This window comes from Pseudomonas sp. PS1(2021), from assembly GCF_020405165.1.
GTDB lineage: Bacteria > Pseudomonadota > Gammaproteobacteria > Pseudomonadales > Pseudomonadaceae > Pseudomonas > Pseudomonas aeruginosa.
Genome location: NZ_CP084484.1, coordinates 6,952,340 through 6,972,740, shown reverse-complemented (window position 1 = coordinate 6,972,740; position 20,401 = coordinate 6,952,340). Strand labels below are relative to the sequence as shown.

At 66.3% G+C, this 20,401-nt stretch carries 20 protein-coding genes and 1 pseudogene; 12 read left to right on the top strand and 9 right to left on the bottom strand.

Annotated features, from left to right (window positions below; translation table 11 throughout):
- Positions 1 to 31 precede the first annotated feature (31 nt).
- Positions 32 to 1,741, top strand: coding sequence for an amidase (locus LE197_RS33055; RefSeq protein ID WP_003101313.1), 1,710 nt, complete (start codon positions 32 to 34; stop codon positions 1,739 to 1,741).
- Positions 1,742 to 1,802: 61 nt separating this feature from the next.
- Positions 1,803 to 2,129 (top strand): gamma-glutamylcyclotransferase, encoded by a 327-nt coding sequence (locus LE197_RS33050; protein WP_003112991.1) that lies wholly within the window; start codon positions 1,803 to 1,805, stop codon positions 2,127 to 2,129.
- A 15-nt stretch (positions 2,130 to 2,144) separates the two neighbouring features.
- Here the strand turns inward: LE197_RS33050 and LE197_RS33045 are convergent, their stop codons facing one another.
- Positions 2,145 to 3,635: a PLP-dependent aminotransferase family protein gene (locus tag LE197_RS33045; protein ID WP_003101316.1), complete on the bottom strand. Its 1,491-nt coding sequence runs from the start codon at positions 3,633 to 3,635 to the stop codon at positions 2,145 to 2,147.
- A gap of 131 nt (positions 3,636 to 3,766) precedes the next feature.
- Between LE197_RS33045 and LE197_RS33040 the strand changes: the two genes are divergently transcribed.
- On the top strand, positions 3,767 to 4,225 hold the full coding sequence (locus tag LE197_RS33040) for a GNAT family N-acetyltransferase (protein WP_003101319.1): 459 nt from the start codon (positions 3,767 to 3,769) through the stop codon (positions 4,223 to 4,225).
- Positions 4,226 to 4,274: 49 nt separating this feature from the next.
- On the opposite strand, the gene dkgB is transcribed toward LE197_RS33040, so the two are convergent.
- Complete coding sequence (gene dkgB, locus LE197_RS33035; RefSeq protein WP_003112990.1) at positions 4,275 to 5,093, bottom strand: 2,5-didehydrogluconate reductase DkgB; 819 nt, start codon at positions 5,091 to 5,093, stop codon at positions 4,275 to 4,277.
- Positions 5,094 to 5,435: 342 nt separating this feature from the next.
- On the opposite strand from dkgB, the gene LE197_RS33030 reads away from it, so the two are divergent.
- Complete coding sequence (locus LE197_RS33030) at positions 5,436 to 7,844, top strand: TonB-dependent siderophore receptor (RefSeq protein ID WP_003112989.1); 2,409 nt, start codon at positions 5,436 to 5,438, stop codon at positions 7,842 to 7,844.
- Between the two features lie 64 nt (positions 7,845 to 7,908).
- On the opposite strand, the gene LE197_RS33025 is transcribed toward LE197_RS33030, so the two are convergent.
- Entirely contained in the window at positions 7,909 to 8,337 is a 429-nt protein-coding gene (locus LE197_RS33025) for an Rrf2 family transcriptional regulator (protein ID WP_003115857.1), read from the bottom strand.
- Between the two features lie 80 nt (positions 8,338 to 8,417).
- Between LE197_RS33025 and LE197_RS33020 the strand changes: the two genes are divergently transcribed.
- From LE197_RS33020 to xth, 3 genes are all read left to right on the top strand, one after another.
- The gene (locus tag LE197_RS33020) at positions 8,418 to 9,350 is read left to right on the top strand and encodes an NAD(P)/FAD-dependent oxidoreductase (RefSeq protein ID WP_003118999.1); all 933 of its coding nucleotides are present in this window, start codon (positions 8,418 to 8,420) and stop codon (positions 9,348 to 9,350) included.
- Positions 9,351 to 9,485: 135 nt separating this feature from the next.
- Entirely contained in the window at positions 9,486 to 10,049 is a 564-nt protein-coding gene (locus LE197_RS33015) for a type 1 glutamine amidotransferase (protein WP_003118177.1), read from the top strand.
- 22 nt (positions 10,050 to 10,071) lie between these two features.
- The gene (xth, locus tag LE197_RS33010; protein WP_019682297.1) at positions 10,072 to 10,872 is read left to right on the top strand and encodes an exodeoxyribonuclease III; all 801 of its coding nucleotides are present in this window, start codon (positions 10,072 to 10,074) and stop codon (positions 10,870 to 10,872) included.
- A 31-nt stretch (positions 10,873 to 10,903) separates the two neighbouring features.
- Here xth and LE197_RS33005 read toward each other — a convergent pair whose 3' ends face one another.
- Positions 10,904 to 11,302, bottom strand: a complete 399-nt coding sequence (locus tag LE197_RS33005; protein WP_003101334.1) for a RidA family protein — start codon at positions 11,300 to 11,302, stop codon at positions 10,904 to 10,906.
- Positions 11,303 to 11,442: 140 nt separating this feature from the next.
- Here LE197_RS33005 and LE197_RS33000 point away from each other — a divergent pair, with 140 nt between their 5' ends.
- A complete protein-coding gene (locus LE197_RS33000) occupies positions 11,443 to 12,369 on the top strand; it encodes a LysR family transcriptional regulator (RefSeq protein ID WP_226033798.1) in 927 nt (308 codons plus the stop codon).
- Here the strand turns inward: LE197_RS33000 and LE197_RS32995 are convergent.
- From LE197_RS32995 to tnpA, 4 genes and pseudogenes are all read right to left on the bottom strand, one after another.
- Positions 12,343 to 12,612 carry a hypothetical protein gene (locus tag LE197_RS32995; RefSeq protein ID WP_003458515.1) on the bottom strand — a complete coding sequence of 90 codons (270 nt, stop codon included), beginning with the start codon at positions 12,610 to 12,612 and terminating at the stop codon, positions 12,343 to 12,345. The genes LE197_RS33000 and LE197_RS32995 overlap by 27 nt on opposite strands.
- A pseudogene (gene tnpC, locus LE197_RS32990) lies at positions 12,602 to 14,235 on the bottom strand (IS66 family transposase). Before tnpC ends, LE197_RS32995 begins: the two are co-directional and overlap by 11 nt.
- 28 nt (positions 14,236 to 14,263) lie before the next feature.
- Entirely contained in the window at positions 14,264 to 14,524 is a 261-nt protein-coding gene (gene tnpB / locus LE197_RS37395; RefSeq protein WP_226034097.1) for an IS66 family insertion sequence element accessory protein TnpB, read from the bottom strand.
- 79 nt (positions 14,525 to 14,603) lie between these two features.
- On the bottom strand, positions 14,604 to 14,894 hold the full coding sequence (tnpA, locus tag LE197_RS32980; protein ID WP_004423344.1) for an IS66 family insertion sequence element accessory protein TnpA: 291 nt from the start codon (positions 14,892 to 14,894) through the stop codon (positions 14,604 to 14,606).
- Between the two features lie 680 nt (positions 14,895 to 15,574).
- Between tnpA and piv the strand changes: the two genes are divergently transcribed.
- On the top strand, positions 15,575 to 16,963 hold the full coding sequence (piv, locus tag LE197_RS32975; protein WP_003454359.1) for a protease IV: 1,389 nt from the start codon (positions 15,575 to 15,577) through the stop codon (positions 16,961 to 16,963).
- A 218-nt stretch (positions 16,964 to 17,181) separates the two neighbouring features.
- Here piv and LE197_RS32970 read toward each other — a convergent pair whose 3' ends face one another.
- Complete coding sequence (locus tag LE197_RS32970; protein ID WP_003101349.1) at positions 17,182 to 17,463, bottom strand: peptidylprolyl isomerase; 282 nt, start codon at positions 17,461 to 17,463, stop codon at positions 17,182 to 17,184.
- 142 nt (positions 17,464 to 17,605) lie between these two features.
- On the opposite strand from LE197_RS32970, the gene LE197_RS32965 reads away from it, so the two are divergent.
- The 3 genes from LE197_RS32965 to LE197_RS32955 all read left to right on the top strand — a co-directional run bounded on the left by LE197_RS32965 (position 17,606) and on the right by LE197_RS32955 (position 20,382).
- Entirely contained in the window at positions 17,606 to 18,007 is a 402-nt protein-coding gene (locus LE197_RS32965; protein ID WP_003101352.1) for a GFA family protein, read from the top strand.
- 99 nt (positions 18,008 to 18,106) lie between these two features.
- Positions 18,107 to 18,850 (top strand): class I SAM-dependent methyltransferase EftM, encoded by a 744-nt coding sequence (eftM, locus tag LE197_RS32960; protein ID WP_003101353.1) that lies wholly within the window; start codon positions 18,107 to 18,109, stop codon positions 18,848 to 18,850.
- Between the two features lie 236 nt (positions 18,851 to 19,086).
- Entirely contained in the window at positions 19,087 to 20,382 is a 1,296-nt protein-coding gene (locus LE197_RS32955; protein WP_019371435.1) for an OprD family porin, read from the top strand.
- The last annotated feature ends 19 nt before the right edge of the window (positions 20,383 to 20,401 follow it).

Sequence of the window (20,401 nt, the reverse complement as noted above, 5' to 3'; positions counted from 1 at the left end):
TCCCCGTCTCCATTCGCCAGGCGGTGACAGCATGATCGAGGTCACCGAGGTTTCCATCGCCGAGCTGCGTGACGCGCTCGAGTCCGGTCGTACCACGGCGGTCGAACTGGTCCAGGCCTACCTGGCGCGGATCGACGCCTACGATGCACCCGGCACGCCCACCGCGCTGAACGCGGTGGTGGTGCGCAATCCCGATGCGCTGGCCGAAGCGCAGGCCTCCGACGCCCGCCGGGCGCGTGGCGAGCCCCTCGGTCCGCTGGACGGCATTCCCTACACTGCCAAGGACAGCTACCTGGTCAAGGGCCTCACCGCGGCTTCCGGCAGCCCGGCGTTCAAGGACCTGGTGGCCCAGCGCGATGCCTTCACCGTCGAGCGCCTGCGCGCCGCCGGGGCGATCTGCCTGGGCAAGACCAACATGCCGCCCATGGCCAACGGCGGCATGCAGCGCGGCGTCTACGGCCGCGCGGAGAGCCCGTACAATGCCGCCTACCTCACCGCGCCCTTCGCCTCGGGGTCCTCCAATGGCGCCGGCACCGCCACCGCGGCCAGCTTCGCCGCCTTCGGCCTGGCCGAGGAAACCTGGTCGAGCGGGCGCGGCCCGGCGTCGAACAACGGCCTGTGCGCCTACACCCCTTCGCGCGGGGTGATCTCGGTGCGCGGCAACTGGCCGCTGACGCCGACCATGGACGTGGTGGTGCCCTATGCGCGGAGCATGGCCGACCTGCTGGAAATCCTCGACGTAGTGGTCGCCGACGATCCCGATACCCGCGGCGACCTCTGGCGCATGCAGCCCTGGGTGCCGATCCCCAAGGCCTCCGAGGTACGCCCGGCGAGCTACCCGGCCCTGGCCGCAGGCGCCGAGGCCCTGGCCGGCAAGCGCTTCGGCGTGCCGCGCATGTTCATCAACGCCGACCCCGATGCGGGCACCAGCGAGTCCCCCGGGATCGGCGGCCCGACCGGCCAGCGCATCCATACCCGGCCCTCGGTCATCGCCCTCTGGGAACAGGCGCGCAAGGCCCTGGAAGCCGCCGGCGCCGAAGTGATCGAGGTGGACTTCCCGCTGGTGTCGAACTGCGAGGGCGACCGACCCGGCGCGCCCACCGTGTTCAACCGCGGCCTGGTGTCGAAGGAATTCCTCCACGACGAGCTGTGGGAACTCTCGGCCTGGGGCTTCGACGACTTCCTGCGCGCCAATGGCGATCCGAAGCTGAACCGCCTGGCGGATGTCGACGGCCCGCAGATCTTCCCCCACGACCCCGGCACCCTGCCCAACCGCGAGGGCGACCTGGCCGCCGGCATGGACGAATACGTGCGGATGGCCGAGCGCGGCATCAAGCCCTGGGACCGGATCGCGACCCTCCCCGATGGCCTGCGCGGCCTCGAGGAAACCCGGCGGATCGACCTCGAGGAGTGGATGCGACGCCTGCGCCTGGACGCCGTGCTCTTCCCCACCGTCGCCGACGTCGGCCCGGCGGACGCCGACGTCAACCCGGCCTCGGCCGACATCGCCTGGAGCAACGGTGTCTGGGTCGCCAACGGCAACCTCGCCATCCGCCACCTCGGCGTGCCGACGGTCACCGTACCGATGGGGGTGATGGCCGACATCGGCATGCCGGTGGGCCTGACCTTCGCCGGCCGCGCCTACGACGACTCGGCGCTGCTGCGCTTCGCCGCGGCCTTCGAGTCGACCGGCTCGCGGCGTATCGTGCCGCCGCGTACTCCACCGCTGGCAAGCAAGTGAAAGGCGCGGGCGGAAGGCTTCGCGTCTTGCGCCCACGCTCTTCCGTTCAAGGGAGTTATCGATGCAGCGACTCTTCGTCTACGGCAGCCTCGGCCCCGGCCGTCCCAACGAACACCTGATGCAGAAGATCGGCGGGCAATGGCAGGCGGCCAGCCTCCGCGGTCGCCTGCTGGAAAAGGGCTGGGGTGCCGGGATGGGCTTTCCGGGCCTGGCGATCGACGCCGACGGCGAGGAAATCCACGGCCATGTGTTCGTCTCCGACCGCCTCGCCGAGCACTGGCCCGCGCTGGATGAATTCGAAGGCAGCGAATACCGGCGCGTGGCGACCCGGGTAACGCTGGCCGACGGCGCCCAGGTCGATGCCTACGTCTACGCCCTGCGCGACTGAGCGCTTGCCGGCGGCCTAGGGATTCGCACGCAAACCGCGCAGGGTCTTCGCGAGGACCCCGACCGCCGCCTCCAGCTCGTCCGTGGTGTAGGCGGCGAAGCCCATCAGGAAACCCGCTCGCGGTGGCGCGGCGAGATGCAGGGCGCTGAGCCCGACCAGCTCGACACCGGCGCGGTATGCCGCCGCGATGGCGCGCGTTTCGTCGATTCCCGCGCAAAGCAGCCCGGGCATCTGTAGCCCGCCGGCCGGCACGCGCGGCTCGACCAGGCCGCCCAGACGCTTGCCCACCCGCTCCGCGAGGAATCCCAGGCGCTCGCCGTAGAGATTGCGCATGCCGCGCACGTAGGCGCCGAAGTGGCCGCCGGCGATGAAGCGCGCCAGGGTCAGTTGCGCCAGCGAGGCGTTGTGCCCGTCCTGCAGGGAGCGGGCGACGGTCATCGGCGCCACCAGCGCCGGCGGCAGGACCATGTAGCCGATGCGCAGGCCGGGAAACAGCGACTTGGTGAACGTGCCGATGTAGAGCGTCCGCTCGTGGGCGTCCAGGCCTTGCACGCAGGCGGTGGGCCGGCCGGCGTAGTGGAACTCGCTGTCGTAGTCGTCCTCGATGATCCATGCCTGCTGCCGCTGCGCCCATTCGATCAGCGCCAGGCGGCGCTCCAGCGACAGGGTCACGCCGGTCGGGTAATGGTGCGACGGGGTCAGGCACAGCGCCCGCGCCGCCTGCGGCTGGGCGAGGATCGGCTCGGGCCGCAGGCCCTGTTCGTCGACCGGGACCGGCAGGCACTCCAGGCCTGCGGCCTCGAAGGCCTTGCGCGCGCCGTAGTAGGCCGGGTCCTCGACGAATATCCGCTCGCCGGCGTCGAGCAGCACGCTGGCGCAAAGACCCAGCGCCTGTTGCGAACTGGTCAGCACCAGTACCCGGTCGGCCGTGGCCCGTGCGCCACGCTCCAGGTTGACGTAGTCGGCGATCGCCTGGCGCAGCGGTTCGGCACCCTGCGGGTCGCCATGGGTCAGGGCGCGCGCGCCGTATTCCTTGAGGACCTGGCGCTGCAGGCGCTCCCAGGTCGCCAGGGGAAAGGTGCGGGTCTCCGGCACGCCGGGAGCGAAGGGGCGCGGGACGAGCTGCTCGCGAACCCCGCCGCCAGCCTGCATCGCCTCGCCACGCCGGCTCAGTCGCGGCGCGCCGCCGCCCCGTCGTGGAGCGCCCGCGCCGCGCCGGCCGGGGGACAGCCGGGTAGCCGCGGCGACCACGCTGCCGCTGCCGACCCGACGCTCGATGAAGCCCTCGGCATGCAGGTGCGAATAGGCCGCTTCGACGGTGTCGCGGGATACCCCCAACGACTGCGCCAGCGCCCGCGAGGCCGGCAACGGATTGCCCGGCGCCAGCGCACCGTCGAGGATCAGTTGGCGGATCGCGCGCTGGATTCGCGCATGCAGCGGCAGGGCCTGGAGCTGTGGATGGAGGAGGCGCGCCTTGACCGACTCGAGCAGTGACTGCCTGAACAAATGGTCTGCCCTCGATTATCTAATTGGTGGGGTATGGCAAGCCATTAGGCGGCTATAAAAACAGCCGGGTCAAGACCCTCGGTCCCGGCCTCCGCCGGATCGCCCCATCAAGCCAAAGAAGGAAGCACTGGATGCAATCCCTGCACACACTGGTATCGGTACGCCCCGTGGCACACGAGGACTTCGAGCAGTGGCTCGAATACTGGAAGGCCTACCAGGCGTTCTATGAAGTCGAACTCTCGGCACAGGCCACCGAGGCCACCTGGCGGCGCTTCTTCGACGAGGGCGAACCGATGCACTGCGCCGTGGCCAGCGACGGTAGCCGCCTGCATGGCATCGTCAACTTCCTCTACCACCGCTCGACCTGGGCGGCACAGGACGTCTGCTACCTGGAAGACCTCTATGTCTCGCCCGACGTGCGCGGCCAGCAGATCGGCAAGCAGTTGATCGAGTACGTCCGCCGGCAGGCCGAGGAACGTCGCTGCGCGCGGCTCTACTGGCATACCCAGGAAAGCAACCACAGGGCACAGCGCCTGTACGACTGGGTAGCGGACAAGCCGGGTGTGATCGAATACCGCATCGAGCTCTGAACCGGCCGCGCGACCGGAGCCTCGGCGCGGCGGACCCTCGACGCGGTTCTCAGTCCCAGGCCGGCGCCAGGCCCTGCGGACTGACCTCGCGGCCGTTACGCTCGAGGCCGGCGATGCGCGCCATGTCCTCGGCGTCCAGGCGCAGGTCGCGCGCCAGCAGGTTGCTGGCGAGGTTCTCGCGGCGGGTCGAGGACGGAATCACCGCGTAGCCCAGTTGCATCGCCCAGGCCAGCGCCACCTGGGCGACCGTGGCCCGGTGCCTGGCGGCTATCCCGGCCAGCGTCGGGTCCTTCAGCACCTTGCCGTAGGCCAGGGTCATGTACGAGGTGACCGCGATGCCCTGCTCCTCGAGGTAGGCGGTCAGCGCGCGGTTCTGCAAGTAAGGGCTGAGTTCGATCTGGTTGGTGGATATCTCGCCCGCACCGACCGCGGCGATGGCCTGGCGGGTCAGTTCGATGTTGAAGTTGGAGACGCCGATCCGCCGGGTCAGGCCCAGGGACTTGGCTTCCGCCAGCGCCGCCATGTACTCCCCCAGCTCGACGCCGTTGCCGGGTGCCGGCCAATGGATCAGGACCAGGTCCAACCGGTCGGTGCGCAGTTTCTCCAGACTCTCGCGCAGGCTGGCGAGCAGCTTTTCGCGGGCGTAGTTGTCGACCCAGACCTTGGTGGTGAGGAACAGCTCGGAACGCGGTACGCCGCTCTCGGCGATCGCGCGGCCGATATCCGCCTCGTTGCCGTAGATCTGCGCGGTATCGATGGCGCGATAGCCCAGTTCGAGGGCGCTGCGCACCGAGTCGACGACGACCTGGCCAGTAAGGCGGAAGGTGCCGAGACCGAAGGACGGGAGGGGGTGGATGGTGGACGACATGGCTGCGCTCCGTGGGCGGGATGGCTCGAATGAAGCGCAGTGTGGCGGCTTACTTCTCTTCGATTAAGACCCGAATCGAGCAAATTCATTTGCGCTGGAGTCACGAATCCAGACGGCCTTCACGGGAGATATCCAGCGGAAATCCCCGTCAGCCGCTGGCAGGACGCAGTTCATCGGATTCCTGCGAATACTACTGATAACGATAATCTCTATCATTTACTCCATTTTTACATTTACATACACTTGCCCCGCCGCGAATTCCTACGCCGGTTTCCCACATAAACAAGAAACGCAGCCGGTCGCGCCAACGGCCTGCCTGCGCCGCCATCCAGGACACTGCAGATGAAACACGTCGTTTCCAGTGCGTTATTGCTCGGTCTCTCCTCGCTTTCCCTGGCCGCCCAGGCCGCTCCCATCGCCCTTGACCTTCCCGCCCAGCCCCTGGCCGCATCCCTCGAGCAATTGCAGGGCGCCAGCGGCCTGCGCATCCGTTTCGACCGCGCGGCCGTGGCCGACCGGCGCGCACCGGCCCTACGCGGCACGCTGGAGCCAAGCGAGGCACTGCAGCGTCTGCTCGCAGGTTCCGGACTGAGCGGGGAGGTTCGGGGCGGCGACGCCTGGGTCGAGGCCGCGGCGACAGGTGCCGGCATCGCCCCCGGCGACAGCGTCGACCTCGGCGCGCTCAGCGTGGTCGCCACCCAGGACCCGGCCACCGCCGCCATCACCGAAGACAGCGGCTCCTACACCACGCGGGCGATGCGCACCTCGACCAAGCTGGCGATGTCGATCCGCGAGACCCCTCAGTCGGTCAGCGTGGTCACCCGCCAGCGCATGGACGACCAGGGCATGCGCGACCTCAACGACGCGGTGAAGGGCGTCACCGGCCTCACCGTGCAACAGTACGGGCCGGCCCGGGTGAAGTACGCGGCGCGCGGCTTCGACGTCGACAACATCATGTACGACGGCCTGCCGACGAGCATTTCCACCTATACCCAGGACGTCATTTCCGCCGCCGACCTGGCCATGTTCGACCGCGTCGAAGTGGTGCGCGGCGCCACCGGACTGATGCAGGGCGCAGGCAACCCGGCGGCGGCGATCAACATGGTGCGCAAGCGTCCGACCCAGGAGTTCCGCGCCTCCCTGCAAGGCAGCGTCGGCACCTGGGACCGCTATCGCAGCGAGGCCGACGTTTCCGGCCCGCTGAACAGCGAAGGAACCCTGCGCGGCCGCGCGGTGGTCGCCTACCAGAAAGGCAACAGCTTCCAGGACCACGTCAGCAGCGAACGCGGCGTGTTCTACGGGATCGCCGAAGCCGACCTGAGCCCGGACACCACCTTCGCCATCGGCGCCTCGAACCAGAACGACAACCGCAACGACAACTGGGTAGGCCTGCCCAGCCCGCTGGGCGGCCGCCACCTGGACCTCAAGCGCTCGTCCTATTACGGCGCCGACTGGTCCTACTGGGATACCGACACCACCCACCTGTTCAGCGACCTGACCCACCGCTTCGCCAACGGTTGGCAGATGAAGCTGGCCGCCGACAAGCTGTGGGCGCGAATCAACATGCTCGGGCTGTACAACGACTGCTACTACTCGACCACCGGCTGCGCCAGCATGACCCAGAACCCCGGCGACTACAGCTACACCGACGACCACGACAGCTATGACGCCTATGCCAACGGTCCCTTCCAGTTGCTCGGCCGCGAGCACGAGCTGGTGGTCGGCGCCAGCTATCGCCAGGAACGCTTCGACGGCCACGGCGGCTGGGGCAGCCTGTTCAACAAGGACGGCACCCCCACCGGGCCGATGGACCCGACCCAGTGGGACCCGAGCTCGACTCTCAAGCCGAGGCTGAACACCAGCCTGTGGGGCATGAAGCTCGACCAGGAACAGAAAGGCGCCTACCTCACCACCCGGTTGAACCTCGCCGACCCGCTGAAAGTGATCCTCGGCGGGCGCCTGGACTGGTACAAGGCCGACGCCGATACCGACAGCTACAAGGTCACCCGCAACGTCACCCGCTATGCCGGGGTGATCTACGACCTGAACCAGACCTACTCGGTCTACGCCAGCTATACCGACATCTTCAAGCCGCAGAGCAACTTCGACGCCGGCGGCGGCCTGCTCGACCCGATCACCGGCAAGAACTACGAGATCGGCCTGAAGGGCGAACACTTCGGCGGCGCGCTCAATTCGCAGATCGCGCTGTTCCAGATCGACCAGGAAAACCGCGCCACCGAGGACGTCGGCGGCCCCTCGCCATGCCCCTTCAGCCCCACCTCGCGCTATTGCTCGCGCGCTTCGGGCAAGGTCCGCAGCCAGGGCGTCGACCTGGAGCTGAGCGGTGCGCTGAGCGACGACTGGCAGATGATGGCCGGCTATACCTACGTCGACGCCAAGTACAAGCACGACAGCAACAAGGCCAACGAGGGCAAGCCATTCGACGCGGCCAAGCCACGCCACCTGTTCAAGCTCGCCACCAGCTATACGCTACCCGGCGAACTGCACAAATGGCGCGTCGGCGGCGACCTGGCCACCCAGAGCAAGACCGAGGACAGCAGCACCGGTTTCCAGCAGGGCGGCTACACCGTGGTCAACGCCATGCTCGGCTACAAGGTCAACGAACGGATCGACACGCGGCTGAACTTCAACAACCTGTTCGACAAGTACTATTACAGCGGCATCGACTTCGGCAACCTCAACTACGGCGAGCCGCGCAACCTGATGTTCACGGTGAAGTACTCGCTCTGATCCCGGACCGCCGGCGTGCCTCCGCAGGCGCGGCGGCGGTGTCCGAACGGCCCTTCGAGGCGCCTCAGCAGGGCCGATAGCGGCGCTCGAACTCGCTCGCCAACTGCTCCAGCGTGACGCTCCCCAGGCGCTCCAGGAGCAACGCCTGCGCCGCCTCGAACGCCTCGCCGAGCGCTTCGTTGACCGCCTGCTCGACCAGGCATTCCGGATGATCGGTAGACAGGCCGATGGCGAAGATCGAGGACGCTCCCAGCGCCTGGTGGATATCCAGCAAGGTGATGTCCGCCAACGGCTTGGCCAGCCGCCAACCGCCGCGATGGCCCTTCTCCGAACTCACGTAGCCTTCGTTCTTCAGCAGCGCCATGGTCCGTCGCACCACCACCGGGTTGGTGCCGAGCATCTGCCCGATGGCTTCGGACGTCGCCGGCCCTTCGTGGCGGGCCATATGGATCAGCACATGGAGCATGCGCGAGAGGCGGGTGTCGTTTCTCATGAACGGCGGGCTCGTGACGGAAAGACCATGAGTATGTCTCGCTACAGAAAAAGTTACGAGAGCGTTGACAAGCGCATCTCATGAAACTTACGTTGTTTCGTGACTATCCGAATGGGAGATACGCCATGACTTTCGACGTGATCATCGTGGGTGGCAGCTACGCCGGCATCTCCGCGGGCATGCAACTGGCGCGGGCGCGGCGCAGGGTGCTGGTGATGGATACGGGACTGCGACGCAACCGCTTCGCCCGGGCCTCCCACGGCTTTCTCGGCCAGGACGGCCGCGATCCGGCGGCCATCGCCGATGACGCCCGCGCCCAGTTGCTGGCCTATCCCAGCGTCGAGTGGCTGTCCGAAGCCGCCGTCGCGGCGAAGAAGGAGGCGGACGGTTTCGTGGTGAAGGCCGCCAACGGAGAACGTTTCACCGCGCGCCGGCTGATCCTCGCCAGCGGGGTCGCCGACGAGCTGCCGGAGATCCCCGGTCTTGCCGAGCGCTGGGGACGGCACGTGTTCCATTGCCCGTATTGCCACGGCTACGAACTGGACGGCGGGCCGATTGGCGTACTGGCGGCCTCACCGCTGGCCATCCACCACGCCCTGATGTTGCCCGACTGGGGAGCGACCACCTTTTTCCTCAACGGCGTCTTCGAACCGGATGCCGAGCAAATGTCCAGGCTGGACCGGCGCGGCGTGACGATCGAGCGCGAAGCCGTGGTCGCGCTGGGCGGCGCGCGCGCCGACGTGACCCTGGCCAGTGGCCGCACGATTACGCTCGCGGGGTTGTTCACCCAGCCGCGTACGCGCATGGCCAGCCCGCTGGCGGCGTTGCTCGGCTGCGAGTTCGAGGACGGCCCGAGCGGGCCGTTCATCAGGACCGACGGCATGCGCGAAACCAGCGTTCCCGGCGTCTTCGCCTGCGGCGACGCGGCGCTGGCGGCCGGCAACGTCGCCATCGCGGTGGGCGACGGCGCGCGCACCGGTGGCGCGGCGCATCATTCGCTGCTGTTCCGCTGACGCCGGAGGCTGACAGGCCAAGGATCCGGCCCACCGCCCGGCAAATCTTTCGAACTCCCCGGCGCTCCAGCTTTCCACTCTCCTGCATGTCACGCCACGGCGACCGCCACGGGCGCCCCAGCAGAGGAGAAAACCATGAGCGCGAAGCTGCAAGGCAAGAACGTCCTGGTCATCACCGCCAACACCGGCATCGAGCGCGACGAGCTGCTCGAACCGCTGAAGACCCTGAAGCAACAGGGCGCCACGGTCACCCACGCGACCATCGAGGGCGGCGAAGCGCAGACCTGGGTGCACGACAGCGAGAAGGACCTGATCGTCAATTCCGACGCCAGGCTGCAAGGCCTGCGCGCCGAGGACTACGACTTGCTGCTGGTCCCCGGCGGCACGGTGAATGCCGACACCCTACGCCAGGACAGCGAGGCCCGGCGCCTGGTCAGGGAATTCAGCGACGCAGGCAAGACGGTCGCCGCCATCTGCCACGGCCCCTGGCTGCTGATCGACGCGGGTGTCGCCCGCGGCAAGACCCTGACCTCCTATTCCAGCGTGCGTATCGACCTGACCAACGCCGGCGCGGACTGGGTCGACACGCGGGTGAAAGTCTGCCCGGCGAACGGCTGGACCCTGATCACCTCGCGCAACCCGGGTGACTTGCAGGCGTTCAACGAAGCCATCGGCGAAGCCCTGCAGGCGGCCGCCTGATCGTCATTCGCGGAGGCGACCGGTGGACACCCTGAAGATCGCCACCTTCAACGTCAACGGCATCCAGACCCGGCTGGCCGCGCTGCTGGCCTGGCTGGAGCGGGAAGCGCCGGACATCGTCTGCCTGCAGGAACTGAAAACGCCCGACGCGCGCTTCCCCGCCGCGGCGCTGGAGAAGGCCGGATACGGCGCGATCTGGCAGGGCCAGTCGGCGTGGAACGGCGTCGCCATCCTCGCCCGCGACAGCCAGCCGCTGGAGGTACGCCGCGGCCTGCCGGGCAACGCCAGCGATCCCCACAGCCGCTACCTCGAAGCGGCCGTCGACGGCCTGCTGGTGGCCAGCCTGTACCTGCCCAATGGCAATCCCCAGCCGGGACCGAAGTTCGACTACAAGCTGGCCTGGTTCGAGCACCTCATCCGACACGCCGCCGAGCTGATGGAGAGCGGCCATCCGGTGGTGCTGGCCGGCGACTTCAACGTGGTGCCCAGCGACTTCGATATCTACGACACCCGCTCCTGGAAAAAGGACGCCCTGCTCCAGCCGGAGTCCCGCGAGTGCTTCGAGCGCCTCCTGCGGCAGGGCTGGGTGGACGCGCTACGCCAGCGTTTCCCCGACCGGCGCCTCTATACCTTCTGGGACTACTTCCGCCAGCACTGGCAACGCGACGCCGGGCTGCGCATCGACCACCTGCTGCTCAGCGCCAGCCTGGCGGACCACCTGGAAGACGCCGGGGTGGATCGCTGGGTGCGCGGCGAGGAGCACGCCAGCGACCACGCGCCGGCCTGGGTAAACCTGCGGCGTCCCTCAGAGCCCCGGCGCTAGCCGAGCTGGCCCCGGCACTGCGCATCGGCTCTCACCGCCCCTCCGGCAACCTCGCCACCACCTTGATCTCGAAGCTGAAGCCATACAGCCAGTTCACCCCCACCGCCGTCAGCGTGGGGTACGGCGCCTCGCCCCAGTACTCCGGGACGATCTTCCAGATGCGCTCGAAGTTGGCCTCGGCGTCGACCATGAACACGGTGACGTCGAGCACATCGTCGAACCCGCAACCGGCCGCGGCGAGCACCGCATTCAGATTGTCGAAGGCGCGGCGGACCTGGGTCTCCAGCTCGGGTTCGGGAGAGCCGTCGTCGCGGCTGCCGACCTGGCCGGAGACGAACAGCAGGCCGTCGCTGCGGACCGCCGGGGAATAGCGGTTGCGCTCGTAGAGGGCCTGGCGGCCGGCGGGGAAAACCACGTCGCGTACAGTCATGCGATACCTCCATCCTGGGGCTCCCGGCCCCGTCATCGTCGATGGAAGAACGGTAAGGTCGTGCGCGCCGTGGATAAACGCGCAACCCTGGCCATGACTGTTTGTAGAATCCAAACAATTCCCGACGACCCGGAGTCCCGATGGACCGTTTCGATGCGATGCAGGCCTTTGCCCGTGTGGTGGATACCGGCAGCTTCACCAAGGCGGCGGAGACGCTGCACATGAGCCGCACCAGCGTCACCCAGTTGGTCCAGCAACTGGAAGCGCGGCTGCGGGTACGCCTGCTCAACCGCACCACGCGCAAGCTCAACCTGACCGCCGACGGCGCCGCCTACTACGAGCGGGTGGTACGTCTGCTGGCGGAACTGGACGATGCCGAGACCAGCCTCTCCAGCGCCGCCCTGGCGCCCCGCGGGCGTCTCCGGATCGACGTACCGAGCCCGCTGGCGCGGCTGCTGCTGATCCCGGCGTTGCCCGAGTTCCATGCGCGCTATCCGGAGATCCAGATCGACCTGGGCGTGAGCGATCGGCTCGTCGACCTGATCGACGAGAACGTCGATTGCGTCATCCGCGGCGGCGAACTGCGCGACCAGTCGCTGATGGCGCGGCGGGTCGGCGACCTGCAACTGGGGGTCTACGCGGCACCGGCCTACTTGCAGCGCGCCGGCGTGCCGAGCCACCCGCGCGAACTGGAGGACAGCCACCAGCGTATCGTCGGCTTCCTCTGGGCGCGCACCGGCAAGGCCCTGCCCTACGCCATGCGCAGGGGCGAGGAATGCCTGCGGGTGGCGGGCCGTCATGTGCTGGCGGTGGACGACGGCAACGCCTACCTGGCGGCCGGGCTGGCCGGCCTGGGCATCCTCTGGCTGCCGCACTACATGGCGCGCGAGCCCCTCGCCCGCGGCGAGCTGCTGCCGCTGTTCGAGGACTGGAGCCTGGAGCCGATGCCGCTGTACCTGGCGTTCCCGCCGAACCGCCACGTCAGCGGCAAGCTGCGGGTGTTCATCGAGTGTAAGCGTTCATTCCACGACGTACTGGACTTACTTTACGTCCCGAAGGGGCCTTAGCAATTCCGGTGAGACCTTGTACTGTTTCGTGCCGTTCTCGGCCAGGACGATCACGCTCTTGCGGTTGATCTTGGTGACGATCCCCATAGTCAAGCCAGTTCGGCTTTCGAAGGTCACCTTCAGCCCCACGTGCAGCCGACTCAGCGCCTGCAGGTTTTCTTGATCTTGCAGTTCATCAATGCGCCGGCAGATCATTCGGTTCAGCTCCAATAGCTGATCGATGCTCATGTCTTCAATGCGCATGGAGGGTGCCCTTTGGCTGTGCGGTCTGTCGATCAGAATGGCGCGGATCGATCAGCGAGCGTAACGGATTATCGGCGAACCGGGTCTTCCAGAGCCGAGGCGTCAGGTCAGCGACCTTGCTGGCCGGGTGCTGACTGATGCGCTGCAGCACGTCCACCAGATAGGTGTACGGGTTGATGTCGTGCAGTTTGCACGTAGTGATCAGGCTCTGGATGATGCCCACGTGTTCCGCGCCGAGTTCAGTCCAGCAGAACAGCCAGTTCTTGCGTCCCATGGGAATGGGGCGCAGGGCCCGTTCCAGGTGGTTGGTGTCTGGCTGGACGTCTGGGTCTTCCAGGAAGACGGTCAGGCTGGCTTCACGGCTGAGCACGTAGTTCAGTGCTTTGGTCAATAAATCACTGGGCAGCAGACCGCCCTGTGCCAGTTGATCCCGGCACCATTGGAAGAAGTCGCTGACCACCGGCTTTGAGTGGAGCAGCCGGTACTGGCGTTTCTTTTCGCCGGTCAGTTGCTGGACGCGGATCTCTTCTTCGTTGGTGTATAGCTTGGCAATCTGCTGAAGGGCTTCGGTGGCAGTTATCGGGTGGTCCTTCTGCGCCTCAATGAAGTAACGACGACTGTGCACCCAGCACTGCGCGTGGATGATGTTCTGCTGTGCGGCGGCATAGCGGGCATAAGCAGCATAGCCGTCACTGATCAGAGTTCCGCTGAACTGTTCGTTCAGTACCTGCTCGATATGGGCTCGGCCTCGACTGTTCGAGTAAGTGAACACCACTTCATCGGCATCGCCGTATAACGGCCAGAACCAGCCGGATTTCATCTTGCCTTTTTGTGGGCCTGCCCGACCCTGGTGGCCAGCTTTAATCGGCGTCTCATCCATCGCCAACACCCGGCTGCGCAGAACATTGTCGGTCTGGGCATCCACGATCGGCCGCAGCAGATCAATAGATCGCTTGATCAGATTGGTGAGGGTGCTGCGGCTGAGGGTAATACCCGCTTGCTGGATGCGTTGGTGTTGGCGATACAGCGGTAGGTGAAACTGGAACTTGTCGACCATCAGACCCGCCAACAAGCTGACGTCGGCCAGGCTGTTGTCCAGTACGTTGGACGGGGCCGGCGTGGTCACGGGGGCTTGTCGCTGCCCTTGCGCCGAAATACGGGGCGTTCCACTTGCAACACCACGTAACTGGACGTCCGCTGGGCCAGCCGATAGGTCGTTTTGGTGCCAAGGATGTCGTACTGGTCGGCGTCGGGGCCGCTTAGCTCCGGCGGCAGGTGTTCAACAACTTCCACTGGCACGTCCGCTGTAAAACGCAGACCCGTATCGTTCAGGCAGTCGTCGTCCCGCTGTTTCTTTCCGGTGCCTCGCTGATAAGCCCGAACCGGGCGTTTCTCCGCATCGAGAGGCTTCTCCGGGCTAGCCGCATCATTCGATTGGAACAGGCCGCCCTGCTCCGGGAGGTCATACACCTGCTTCTCGGACTTGGGGCCGAACAGCTGCTTCTTGAACCAGTCCAACTGCCGCTGCATGACCTGTAGCTGCTCACGCAACAGGGCATTCTCCTCGGCCAGTACCGAGTAGGAAGGGGCGTTGGAATAGGACGCGGAAGCCATTGAATTCATGGCCGATATTATACCGGAACACAACCCGCTACGTGCCCCGAAAACGCTTGAACTGACGGTACTTTTGCACCTCGATACCGTCAATCAGCAACTGGAGATCAGTCAGGTTTAAGGGGCGCTGTCCCGAAGAAGACGGCCGTACCCGGAACTGCCCCTGCTCCAGTCGCTTGGCCCACAGGCAGTAGCCCGTGGGCGTGAAATACAACATCTTCATTTGGGTCTTGCGACGGTTAACGAAGACAAAATACTGCCCGCTGAGCGGATCTTGCTTGAGTTGATTGCGGACCAGAGCGCTCAGCCCCGGAAGGATTTACGCATATCCGTGGGCTCGGTGCACAGCCAGATCCGGGCCTGGCTATCCAGACCGATCATCTGATCTGGCTCAGCCTTAGCTCAACACCATTACCCAGGCTCAGCACGATATTCCAGCCGCTTCCGGGAGAGGCCGAGTCATCCATCAGCGATGACAGATCCAGGAAGCTGGCATAACCAGAATCCGCAGCCTCACCGACCGGCTGACTCAACAGGCGCTTGCGCCAACTACAGAAGCTGGCATAACCGAGTTTGTGCTCCTTGCAGAACTGCGTGGCCGACAGGCCGCTGTCACGCTGCTGACCGATTAGGACTTGCCACTGTTCTGCGGTGCGGTGTTTTCTCATGGAAATAACCTCGCGTTGTTGAATGCGAGGTCACTCTAGGGCGGAAGTCAGCGGGATGGCAGGATGTCTTGGAATGAACGCTTACCATCGAGTGGGTCGCCGAACTGATCGCGCGGCATGCGCCGCCGTTGCATCCGCCGCTCTGAAACAAGGGCGGCGGCGTATCCTGGAAAACCCTGGAGTAATGGTAAGCGGCCAGGGCTCTATATATGCCCCGCGATTATAGAGATGACTTATACGACCATAAGCCGGATATCCTGGAATTCAACCAAGCCAACATCGGAACGGTTTCCGAGCGGTGAATGGAAGATTCACCCAGCCTTATATTCGGCAGTGGTCAAACCGGATAACTTGAAAATCAGGATTTCGTTAACCCGATCACATCGACAGCTGCACCAGTAAAGCACTCATGCACTACATCCTGCACCTCTCTGAAGCAAACCGAAGGCTCTGCAGAGCCACTCCAGACCAAACTTTAGTTGGTAGAGAGAGCAATCCAACATCAATGGCAAGTGAAGGAAATAGCTATCTATTCTGCTATCCACAAACGCTTCTTCATATTTAATAGCTAGCAGAAACGAATATAAAAAATATTTGAACGACTCCGTCACACCTGCATATCTTTCGCCACGCGAACGATTGAGGAAGTTGCCCTCCCAAAAAACTGAAGGAGTCGATTCATGCATAAGAGAACGTACCTGAATGCATGCCTGGTTCTGGCGTTGGCTGCCGGCGCGAGCCAGGCCTTGGCGGCGCCCGGTGCGAGCGAGATGGCTGGCGACGTCGCCGTGCTCCAGGCCTCCCCGGCGAGCACCGGTCACGCCCGCTTCGCCAACCCCAACGCGGCGATCTCGGCGGCCGGCATCCACTTCGCCGCGCCCCCCGCCCGCCGCGTGGCCCGCGCCGCGCCGCTGGCGCCGAAACCGGGTACGCCGCTGCAAGTGGGCGTGGGCCTGAAAACGGCGACTCCGGAAATCGACCTGACAACCCTCGAATGGATCGACACTCCGGACGGGCGCCACACCGCGCGCTTCCCGATCAGCGCTGCGGGGGCCGCCAGCCTGCGCGCCGCGATTCGCCTGGAAACCCGCAGCGGCTCGCTGCCCGACGACGTGCTGCTGCACTTCGCCGGCGCCGGCAAGGAAATATTCGAGGCCAGCGGCAAGGACCTCTCGCTCAACCGTCCCTACTGGAGCCCGGTCATCGAGGGCGATACCCTGACCGTCGAACTGGTGCTGCCGGCCAACCTGCAACCGGGCGACCTGCGCCTGTCGGTACCCCAGGTATCGTATTTCGCCGACTCCCTGTACAAGGCCGGCTACCGCGACGGCTTCGGCGCCAGCGGCAGCTGCGAGGTGGATGCGGTCTGCGCGACCCAGAGCGGCACGCGGGCCTACGACAACGCCACCGCAGCGGTGGCGAAGATGGTCTTCACCAGCTCGGCGGACGGCGGCAGCTACATCTGCACCGGCACCCTGCTGAACAACGGCAACTCGCCCAAGCGCCAGTTGTTCTGGTCGGCCGCGCACTGCATCGAGGACCAGGCCACCGCCGCGACGCTGCAGACCATCTGGTTCTACAACACCACCCAGTGCTACGGCGACGCCTCGACCATCAACCAGAGCGTCACCGTGCTGACCGGCGGGGCGAATATCCTGCACCGCGACGCGAAGCGCGACACCCTGCTGCTGGAACTCAAGCGCACTCCGCCGGCCGGCGTGTTCTACCAGGGCTGGAGCGCCACGCCGATCGCCAACGGCTCGCTCGGCCATGACATCCACCATCCGCGCGGCGACGCCAAGAAGTACTCGCAGGGCAACGTCTCGGCAGTGGGCGTCACCTACGACGGGCATACCGCCCTGACCCGCGTCGACTGGCCGTCGGCGGTGGTCGAAGGCGGCTCGTCCGGCTCGGGCCTGCTGACCGTCGCCGGCGACGGCTCCTACCAGCTGCGCGGTGGCCTGTACGGCGGCCCCTCGTACTGCGGCGCGCCCACCTCACAGCGCAATGACTACTTCTCCGATTTCAGCGGCGTCTATTCGCAGATCTCCCGCTACTTCGCGCCCTGAGGCCAGCCAGGCTATCGATCGCGCACCGGCGGATAACCGCGCAGCGGTTATTCGCCCTACGCCCGGATTGGCGCCTGGAAGTGCGGCTTCTTTCGTCGTCCGGGACAGGTAGGGCGCATAACGCCAACGGCGTTATCCGCCGTTTATCCCGCGCAATGGTTATTCGCCCCACGCCTGGATCGGCGCGTGGAAGAGGGGCGTTATGCGCCGCCGTACGTTCAGTCCTGGCGGCTGGTGACTTCCAGCAGGTGGTAGCCGAACTGGGTCTTCACCGGCCCCTGGACCACGTTCAGCGGCGCGCTGAAGACCACCTGGTCGAACTCGCGGACCATCTGGCCGGGGCCGAACGAGCCCAGGTTGCCGCCGTCGCGGCCGGAGGGGCAGGAGGAATGCTCGCGGGCGACTTCGGCGAAGTCGGCACCGCCTTCGATGGCGGTCTTCAGTTCGTTGCACTTGGCTTCGCTGGAAACCAGGATGTGGCGGGCAGTGGCTCGGGCCATGGGGAAATACTCCTAGGGTGAAACGGCAGAGCCTAGCAGACATCGACGCCCGCACCGACAGCCCGCGACCGGAGGAGGCGCTCGACAAGCGTGGCGAGGGCTGCTTGACTCGCCGCCTTTGCGAATCCGGGAACGCCCTCCGATGAGCCAGACCTTCCACGGCAGTTGCCTGTGCGGCGCGCTGCACTACCGACTGTCCTCGCCCCCGCGCGCACTCTCTCACTGCCACTGCGGCCAGTGTCGCAAGGCCCATGGCGCGGCATTCGCCAGCTATGGCAGCGTCCCCGTCGCGGACCTGCACATCGACCGCGGCGCCGACCTGCTCGCCGCGTTCCGCTCCTCACCCGCCGTGCTCCGGCGCTTCTGCTCGCGCTGCGGCTCGCCGCTGTTCTGGTCGAGGAGCGAAGGCGAGTTCGCCGACTGGGTATCGGTCGCCCTCGGCAGCCTGGACACGCCCTTCCCGGCGGCGAAACAGAAGCATGTCCAGGTCGCATCGATGGCCTGCTGGTGCAGGATCGCCGACGACTGGCCGCGTTTCGACTGAAGTCCGCCCGCGATCCGCCGGCCGGTGCCTGTTTTTTCGCCGGCAAGGCCCGGGCCTGGGGTACCATGCCGCGCCCTTCGCCGCCGGTCCTTGCCGCCCATGTCCGCCACCGCGCTGTACACCGACCTGTCCCACTATTACGACCTGATGTGCGCCGACATCGACTACCAGGCGCAGAGCCACTGCGTGCGTCGCCTGCACCAGTTGTTCGGCAACCAGGGCCGGCGGCACCTGGACCTGGCCTGCGGTACCGGCCCTCACGTGCGGCACTTCCTCGATTTCGGCTATCGCAGCGCCGGCCTGGACATCAACCAGCCGATGCTCGACCTCGCCCGACAGCGCTGCCCCGAAGCGCACTTCAGCCGGCAGGACATGGCCGGCTTCCAGGTGGACGAGCCGCTGGACCTGATCACCTGTTTCCTCTATTCGATCCACTACAACGCAGGGCTGGAGCGCTTGCGCGCATGCCTGGCCAGCGTGCATGGCGCACTGGCGGATGGCGGCGTGTTCTGTTTCAACACGGTGGACAAGGGGCAGATCGACAATCGCGCGTTCGTCCGCCATTCCGTGGAGCATCGAGGCAGCCGCTTCACCTTCGGTTCCGGCTGGTACTACAGCGGCGAGGGCGAGCGCCAGGCGCTGCGCCTCGGTATCGAGAAAACCACGGACGGAACGACCCAGACCTGGGAGGACGAACACCCCATGGTCGCCCTCGGCTTCGCCGAGCTGCAGCACCTGTTGCAGACGCATTTCGAGGTGCAGGTCTTCGAACACGACTACGAACGGATCACGCCCTGGGCCGGCAGCTCCGGGAATGCCCTGTTCGTCTGCGTGAAGCGCTAGCCTCCGGATATCCTGGCGCAAACGTGACGATCAGGCTGGCACGGGCGGGGCAGCGTTTCACAGGGGGCTGCGGAGGATTCTTCGTCGCTTTCGGCACGCTGCGTCCGACCCGCTAGAGGCCTGCCTGGCCGACGATCCGTGCGCGCCTTCTCGGCTAGACCAAGGTCGCAAAGACCCCGCCGGCCATCTGTGACACCTTCGCGCGCTTTTTTACCCCCGCTGTCGAGAGTCACCGCATGTCCTCCCCGTTTTCCCCCCGTTCGCCCCGCACCCTTCGCGGCCTGGGCGCCCTCGCCCTGTGCGGCGGATTCGTCGCCCCGGCCCCTGCCGCCTTCCTCGAGGACGGCAGCGCGCGCCTGGAAGCGCGCACCGTCTACTTCAACCGCGACTTCCGCGACGGCAGCTCGGCCAACCCGCAGGGCGCCTCCAAGCGCGAGGAAGCCGCGCAGGGCTTCATCCTCGACCTGCGCTCGGGCTATACCGAGGGCGCGCTGGGCTTCGGCGTGGATACCCTGGCGATGCTCGGGATCAAGCTCGACTCCAGCCCCGCGGACAGCAACAGCGGCCTGCTGCCTTCCAGCGGCCACGATCCGCGTCGCTCGGTCGACGAGTACGCCAAGGCCGGCGTTGCCGGCAAGATGCGCTTCTCGCAGACACAGTTCAGGTACGGGGCGATGCTGCCGGACATGCCGTTGCTGAAATACAACGACGGACGCCTGCTGCCGACCCTGTTCCACGGCGCCCAGCTGACCAGCGAGGAGATCGCCGGGCTCAGGTTCTCCGCCACCCGCCTGGAGCGCTACACCGCGCGGGACTCCAGCGACGCCCAGGACATCCGCCTGCACTGCAAGAACAAACGCTACGCCTGCGACACCACCGGCAACCGCTTCGACGCCTACCAACTCGACTACCAGGTCAACGACGGCCTGCTGCTGCAATACGCCCAGGGCGGCCTGCGCAACGTCTATCGCCAGCGCTACCTCGGTGCCATGGGCAAGCGGCAGGTCGGCGCCGGCAAGCTGAGCGCCGACCTGCGCTGGTTCGACAGCGAGGACGCCGGCGCGGCCCGCGCCGGCAAGATCGACAACCGCGCCCTCAGCCTGCTGCTCGCCTACGCCCAGGGCGGCCACACGCTCAGCGCCGGCTGGCAGCGGATGAACGGCGCCAGCTCGATGCCCTACCTCGACGGCAGCAATCCGTACCTGGCCAACTACCTGCAGGTGAACGACTTCGCCAACCCCGAGGAACGCTCCTGGCAACTGCGCTACGACTTCGACCTGCGCAGCGTCGGCGTGCCCGGCCTGAGCTTCATGACCCGCTACGTCAACGGCGACCATATCCGCCTGGCCAACGGCGACGAGGGCAAGGAATGGGAGCGCGACATCGAGCTGAAGTACATCGTGCAGAGCGGCCGCTTCAAGGACCTCAGCCTGCGCCTGCGCAACGCCACCTACCGCACCGACTTCGAGCGCTCGGCGCGCGACGTGGACGAGGTGCGCCTGATCGCCAGCTACAACCTGTCGCTGTTCTGAGCCGTCGCGCCGGAACGCA

Bases quoted from the DNA above. Each gene is read 5' to 3' on its own strand.
- LE197_RS33055 (WP_003101313.1), top strand. From the start codon at position 32: ATGATCGAGGTCACCGAGGTTTCCATCGCCGAGCTGCGTGACGCGCTC.
- LE197_RS33050 (WP_003112991.1), top strand. From the start codon at position 1,803: ATGCAGCGACTCTTCGTCTACGGCAGCCTCGGCCCCGGCCGTCCCAAC.
- LE197_RS33040 (WP_003101319.1), top strand. From the start codon at position 3,767: ATGCAATCCCTGCACACACTGGTATCGGTACGCCCCGTGGCACACGAG.
- dkgB (WP_003112990.1), bottom strand. From the start codon at position 5,093: ATGTCGTCCACCATCCACCCCCTCCCGTCCTTCGGTCTCGGCACCTTC.
- LE197_RS33030 (WP_003112989.1), top strand. From the start codon at position 5,436: ATGAAACACGTCGTTTCCAGTGCGTTATTGCTCGGTCTCTCCTCGCTT.
- LE197_RS33025 (WP_003115857.1), bottom strand. From the start codon at position 8,337: ATGAGAAACGACACCCGCCTCTCGCGCATGCTCCATGTGCTGATCCAT.
- LE197_RS33020 (WP_003118999.1), top strand. From the start codon at position 8,418: ATGAAACTTACGTTGTTTCGTGACTATCCGAATGGGAGATACGCCATG.
- LE197_RS33015 (WP_003118177.1), top strand. From the start codon at position 9,486: ATGAGCGCGAAGCTGCAAGGCAAGAACGTCCTGGTCATCACCGCCAAC.
- LE197_RS33005 (WP_003101334.1), bottom strand. From the start codon at position 11,302: ATGACTGTACGCGACGTGGTTTTCCCCGCCGGCCGCCAGGCCCTCTAC.
- LE197_RS33000 (WP_226033798.1), top strand. From the start codon at position 11,443: ATGGACCGTTTCGATGCGATGCAGGCCTTTGCCCGTGTGGTGGATACC.
- LE197_RS32995 (WP_003458515.1), bottom strand. From the start codon at position 12,612: ATGCGCATTGAAGACATGAGCATCGATCAGCTATTGGAGCTGAACCGA.
- tnpA (WP_004423344.1), bottom strand. From the start codon at position 14,894: ATGAGAAAACACCGCACCGCAGAACAGTGGCAAGTCCTAATCGGTCAG.
- piv (WP_003454359.1), top strand. From the start codon at position 15,575: ATGCATAAGAGAACGTACCTGAATGCATGCCTGGTTCTGGCGTTGGCT.
- LE197_RS32970 (WP_003101349.1), bottom strand. From the start codon at position 17,463: ATGGCCCGAGCCACTGCCCGCCACATCCTGGTTTCCAGCGAAGCCAAG.
- LE197_RS32965 (WP_003101352.1), top strand. From the start codon at position 17,606: ATGAGCCAGACCTTCCACGGCAGTTGCCTGTGCGGCGCGCTGCACTAC.
- eftM (WP_003101353.1), top strand. From the start codon at position 18,107: ATGTCCGCCACCGCGCTGTACACCGACCTGTCCCACTATTACGACCTG.
- LE197_RS32955 (WP_019371435.1), top strand. From the start codon at position 19,087: ATGTCCTCCCCGTTTTCCCCCCGTTCGCCCCGCACCCTTCGCGGCCTG.